The organism is Micromonospora hortensis (genome assembly GCF_022230935.1).
Taxonomy (GTDB): Bacteria; Actinomycetota; Actinomycetes; order Mycobacteriales; family Micromonosporaceae; genus Micromonospora; species Micromonospora hortensis.
The window spans coordinates 1-5696 of sequence record NZ_JAKKFE010000036.1; the positions used below are offsets into that span (position 1 = coordinate 1).

A 5696-nucleotide genomic window follows, 5' to 3' on the forward strand; every position below is an offset into this window, starting at 1 on the left:
AATAGTACTAGACAAACACCTAAACATCAATACAACGATGCATCACTCCTCTACTAAGACCGACACTCTCAGTACGCGACCCGCGGCCCACCCATCTCGCAACCCATCCCCTCACCGACTATCCGCCGCACTCCGACCTCACACTCCCGCAGCCCGCACCTCGCAGCCCGCACCCCGCACCCCGCACCCCGCACCCCGCACCCCGCACCCCGCACCCCGCACCCCGCACCAAGATCCGAGCAACTTGCCAGATGTTGCTGCCTCAGGCGCGCGGGAGACAGCAACATCCCCGATGTTGCGCGGGTCTTGATCTCGCCGAACACCAAGATCGCGCTCGATCCTGGATGTAGGGGCCTCGGGGTTCGGGGATGCCACTACAACCCGGATCGAGCACGATCTTGCGCCGGGCCGGGCCGCCTCGCGCCGCGTAGGGCCGGGTCGGGCCACGCCGCGCCGCGGCGGGCCGGGCCGCGGACGATCTTGCGCCACGTCCGGCGCGGGTCGGCACGGACACGGCCGGCACGGTCCGCACGGTCAGGCTCGGCCGGCGCCACACCGGGTGGCGGGGTGCCGGCGGGGTCAGCGGATGACGCGGCCGCGGAGGATCGTGCGCGACGGGGCGCGGACGACGCGCAGGTCACTACGGGGGTCTTCGGGGTAGACGGTCAGGTCGGCGAGGCCGCCTTCGACCAGGCCGGCGAAGCCGAGCCACGCACGGGCGCCCCAGGAGGCAGCGGCGAGTACGTCGGTAGGCGCCATGCCGGCCCGTTCGTGCAGCAGCAGCATCTCCTCGGCGGCCAGCCCGTGATCGATGCCGCCGCCGGCGTCGGTGCCCACGTAGATGGGCACCCCGGCCTCGTACGCGGCACGCACCACCTCGGGGAAGCCGTCGCGCAGCGCGAGCATGTGGTCGGCGTACCCGGGGAACTTGCCCCGCGCCTGCTCGGCGATGCCCCCGAAGGTCGCGATGTTGATCATCGTGGGGACCAGGGCGGTGCCCTGGCGGGCCATCTCGTCGATCAGGTCGAGGCTGAGCCCGGTGCCGTGCTCCACCGAGTCCACCCCGGCCCGCACCATGATCTCGACGGCCGATTCGGAGAACGTGTGCACCGCGGCGCGTACCCCGGCGTCGTGCGCGGCCCGCACGGCGGCGGTGAGGGTGTCCGCGTCCCAGGCTGGCGCCAGGTCACCGACGCCCCGGTCGATCCAGTCGCCGACCAGCTTGACCCAGCCGTTGCCGGCCCGCGCCTGCGCGGCCACGGTGGCGGCCACCTCGGCCGCGTCGACCTCCACGCCGATGTCGCGCAGGTAGCGCTTCGGCGGGGCGACGTGCTGGCCCGCGCGGGCCAGTCGCGGCAGGCCCGGCTCGTCGTCGAGTTCGGGGTACGGGTACGGCGAGCCGGCGTCCCGGATCGCCAGCACCCCGGCGTCCCGGTCGACGTGGGCCAACGCGCGGGCCTGGTCGAGCGAGGTGATCGGGGCGCCACCTCGGGCGATGCCGATGTGGCAATGCGCGTCGACCAGCCCCGGCAGCACGAAGCCACCGTCGACGACGGTCTCCGCGCCGGGCACCGGGGTGAAGGTCACCCGGTCGCCGACCAGCCAGAGATCCCGTACCTCGTCGTCGGGGAGCAGCACGCCGCGCACATGAAGAGCCATGCGCACAGTCCTACCCGATCACTCCCCGTCGGGGGCGGGCAGGTCGTCCTCGACCCGCACGGAGGTCAGCGGGGGCGGTTGTCGCCACCCTTGCCGAGCTTGTTGAAGTCGATCTTAGGGAGCTTGAAGCCGGGCGGCAGGCCCTGGCCGCCAGCGAGGTCGTTCGGGTCCATCCCCGGCGGGAGCTGCGGCATGCCACCCGGGAAGCCCGCGGGCATCCCGGCGCCGGCGCCGGTACGCGGACGACCGCCACCCTTGGTGCCCTTGCGCTTGTTCTTCGGCGACTTGGTCGCCTTGCGGCGGCCGCCGCCGGGCAGGCCCATCATGCCGCCCATCTGCTTCATCATCTTCTGCGCGTCGGCGAAGCGGTTGAGCAGCTGGTTGACGTCCATCACTGTGACCCCGGAGCCGTTGGCGATGCGCGCCCGGCGGGAACCGTTGATGATCTTCGGGTTGGTCCGCTCGCCCGGGGTCATCGACCGGATGATCGCGGTGACCCGGTCGAAGTGGCTGTCGTCCAGCTCGGCGAGCTGGTCCTTCATCTGCCCCATGCCGGGCATCATGGCCAGGACGTTGGCGATCGGGCCCATCCGCCGCACCGCGATGAGCTGGTCGAGGAAGTCGTCCAGGGTGAACTGCTCACCGCCCATCAGCTTGGCGGTCATCTTCTCCTTCTGATCGGAGTCGAAGGCCTGCTCGGCCTGCTCGATCAGAGTGAGGACGTCGCCCATGCCGAGGATCCGGCTGGCCATCCGGTCGGGGTGGAAGACGTCGAAGTCCTCCAGCTTCTCACCGGTGGAGGCGAAGAGGATCGGCTGCCCGGTGACCTCGCGGACCGACAGCGCGGCACCACCACGGGCGTCGCCGTCGAGCTTGGAGAGCACCACACCGGTGATGCCGACGCCGTCGCGGAACGCCTCGGCGGTGCGGACGGCGTCCTGACCGACCATCGCGTCGATGACGAAGATGACCTCGTCCGGCGAGACGGCGTCGCGGATGTCGGCGGCCTGCTGCATCATCTCGGCGTCGATGCCGAGCCGGCCGGCGGTGTCGACGATGACGATGTCGCGTGCGGAGCGCTTCGCGTGCTCGATCGACGCGCGGGCCACCTGCACGGGGTCACCGGTGCCGTTGCCGGGCTCCGGGGCGTACACCTCGACACCGGCCCGGCCACCGAGCACCTGGAGCTGCCCGACGGCGTTGGGGCGCTGAAGGTCGGCGGCGACCAGCAGCGGCTGGTGCCCCTGGCCCTTGAGCCAGCGGGCCAGCTTGCCGGCGAGGGTCGTCTTACCGGAACCCTGGAGGCCTGCCAACATGATCACGGTCGGCGGCTGCTTGGCGAACTGGAGCCGTCGGCCCTCGCCGCCGAGCACGGTGATCAGCTCTTCGTTGACGATCTTGATGATCTGCTGGGCCGGGTTCAGCGCCTGGGAGACCTCGGAGCTGCGCGCCCGCTCCTTGACGGCCGCGATGAAGCCCTTGACCACCGGCAGCGCGACGTCCGCCTCCAGCAGCGCGAGGCGGATCTCGCGCGCGGTGGCGTCGATGTCGGCGTCGGTGAGCCGCCCCTTGCCGCGGAGCTTGGTGAAGATCCCGGACAGGCGGTCACTCAAGGTGTCAAACACGCGAACATCCCGTTTGTCAGTGTTCCGGCGGGCACAACGCGGCCGGCACTGCGGAGTCCGGCCACCGCTAGGGTAACCGCCCGGCCGTAGGGCCGCTGTCGCCCGGCCCGGGCCTCACCCCGACACCAACCCCGACTGGTACGCGAACACGACGAGCTGGGCCCGATCCCGGGCTCCCAGCTTGCCCATCGCCCGGCTGACGTGGGTCCGCGCGGTCGCCGGGCTGACCACCAACCGTGCGGCGATCTCCTCGTTGTTCAGGCCCTCACCGACCAGGCCGACGACCTGCCGCTCCCGATCGGTCAGCGCCTCGAGTCGGGGGTGCGGACGAAGCACCCGGGACGGCCGGGTCGCGAACTCCCGCACCACCCGACGGGTCACCGACGGCGACAGCAGCGCCTCCCCCTCGGCGACGAGCCGGATCGCGCGCAGCAGCTCAGCCGGCCTGGTGTCCTTGGTGAGGAACCCGCTCGCACCGTGGCGCAGCGCGTCGAAGACGTACTCGTCCAGCTCGAAGGTGGTGAGCACCACCACCCGCGTGCCGGTCAGGTCGGGGTCGGCGACGATACGGCGGGTCGCCTCGATGCCGTCGATGCCGGGCATCCGGATGTCCATCAGCACCACGTCCGGCCGTTCCCGACGGGCCAACTCGACAGCCCGCAGCCCGTCGGACGCCTCACCGGCCAGCGCCAGGTCGTCCTCGCTCTCCACCAGCGCGCGCAGCCCGAGCCGGACCAGGTCCTGGTCGTCGGCGATCAGCACCCGGATCACGTCGTCGGCTCCACGGGCAGCCCGGCGTACACCCGGAACCCGCCCCCGGCAAGCGGCCCGGTGCTCAACCGCCCGCCCAGCGCCGCGACCCGCTCGCGCATCCCGGCCAGACCGTGGCCACCCTCGTCGTCGGCAGGAGCCGTCCCGGGGCGGCCGGCACCCACCCCCCGGTCGGTGACCTCGACCGTCACCTCGTCGGCGCGGTAGCCCACCGTCACCTCCGCGCTCGCCACCCCCGCGTGACGCAGCACGTTCGTCAACGCCTCCTGCACCACCCGGTACGCGGCCAGGTCGACGGCGGCCGGCACCTCCCGGGGGTCCCCGACCACGCGCACCTCGACGGCGAGCCCCGCCCCGGCGAGCCGGTCGCGCAGCGCGGAAAGCCGGGCCAGGCCGGGTACCGGTGTGCGCTCCGCGCCCCGCCGCACCGCGCCCAGGGTGACCCGCAGCTCGTCCAGCGCCTCGCGGCTGGTCCGGCTGATCGCGGTCAGCGCCACCTCCGCCTGCTCCGGCCGCTTCGGCAGCAGGTGCAGGGCGATCTCCGCCTGCATGCTGATCGCGGCCAGCCCGTGCCCCACCACGTCGTGCACCTCCTGCGCGATGCGCAGCCGCTCCTCGTCGGCCTGCCGTCGCGCCTGCTCAACTCGCCTGCGGGCCTCTTCGGCACGGGTACGCGCTGTCGCCTCACGGCTCACCCGCACCACCACCCCCACGGCGAGCGGTACGACCACCCAGGCCGACGCGGGCAGCACTCCCGTCCAACCCGGCGCCGGCCCCCGCCCGAAGAAGACGTGCGCCAACAACAGGACGAACGCCCCACCGGTGGCGAGCGCCGCCGGTCGCACCGGCAGCCGCACGGCCACTGTGTAGACCGCGACCAGGAACGTGACCAGAATCGGCCCGTACGGGTAGCCGGTCAGCAGGTACGTCGAGGTGGCCACTGTGACCACGGCGAGGGCGGCGACGGGAGAGCGCCGCCGGACCAGCAGGGCGAGCGCGGCGACGGCGATCAGCACCCGACTGGCGGCGTCCACCGGCCTCGACCCCGGCTGGTTGTCCCCGGCCAGACCGGTGGCGAGCAACCCGAACCCGAGCAGCACCAGGGCCAGCGCGACATCCGCCGCCACCTCCGGCCACCGCCACTGCCCGCCCTGTCGCATGGCCGTCATTCTGCCCGCGCAGGTGCCGCTCGACGTCCGTCCACGAGCGGCGCCGCCCCTACGCCCCCGGACGTACCCCCACCCCGCCCATCCACCCTCACCCCCGCGCCCTCGCGATCTTGCACTTTGTGTCGCCAGGATGTGGCTTTTGCGCGGTACGCGGGGACACAAAGTGCAAGATCGACGCGGGGAACGCGGGGAACGCGGGGAACGCGGGGAACGCGGGGAACGCGGGGAACGCGGGGAACGCGGGGAACGCGGGGAACGCGGGGAACGCGGGGAACGCGGGGAACGCGGGGAACGCGGGGAACGCGGGGAACGCGGGGAACGCGGGGAACGCGGGGAAACGCGGGGAAACGCGGGGAACGCGGGGAACGCGGGGCGGGGCAGCGGGAAACGCGGGGCGGGGCAGCGGGAAACGGCGGGGCGGTTAGACGGCGGCTAGGACTGCGGCTTCCAGGCGGGCTCGGGGGGCGTCGTC

At 72.6% G+C, this 5696-nt stretch carries 4 protein-coding genes; all 4 read right to left on the reverse strand.

The genetic code is table 11. The features are described 5' to 3' along the window. Positions 1 to 579 precede the first annotated feature (579 nt). The gene (locus tag NIE111_RS24340) at positions 580 to 1659 is read right to left on the reverse strand and encodes an amidohydrolase family protein (RefSeq protein WP_238686665.1); all 1080 of its coding nucleotides are present in this window, start codon (positions 1657 to 1659) and stop codon (positions 580 to 582) included. A gap of 65 nt (positions 1660 to 1724) precedes the next feature. Further along, a complete protein-coding gene (ffh, locus tag NIE111_RS24345; RefSeq protein WP_238686666.1) occupies positions 1725 to 3284 on the reverse strand; it encodes a signal recognition particle protein in 1560 nt (519 codons plus the stop codon). A 114-nt stretch (positions 3285 to 3398) separates the two neighbouring features. Further along, positions 3399 to 4055 carry a response regulator transcription factor gene (locus NIE111_RS24350; protein WP_112678685.1) on the reverse strand — a complete coding sequence of 219 codons (657 nt, stop codon included), beginning with the start codon at positions 4053 to 4055 and terminating at the stop codon, positions 3399 to 3401. Then, complete coding sequence (locus NIE111_RS24355) at positions 4052 to 5215, reverse strand: sensor histidine kinase (RefSeq protein WP_238686667.1); 1164 nt, start codon at positions 5213 to 5215, stop codon at positions 4052 to 4054. The genes NIE111_RS24350 and NIE111_RS24355 overlap by 4 nt, the downstream gene beginning before the upstream one ends. Positions 5216 to 5696: the final 481 nt, after the last annotated feature.

Excerpts from the sequence above, each read along its gene's own strand:
- NIE111_RS24340 (WP_238686665.1), bottom strand. The coding sequence starts at position 1,659 with ATGGCTCTTCATGTGCGCGGCGTGCTGCTCCCCGACGACGAGGTACGG.
- NIE111_RS24355 (WP_238686667.1), bottom strand. The coding sequence starts at position 5,215 with ATGCGACAGGGCGGGCAGTGGCGGTGGCCGGAGGTGGCGGCGGATGTC.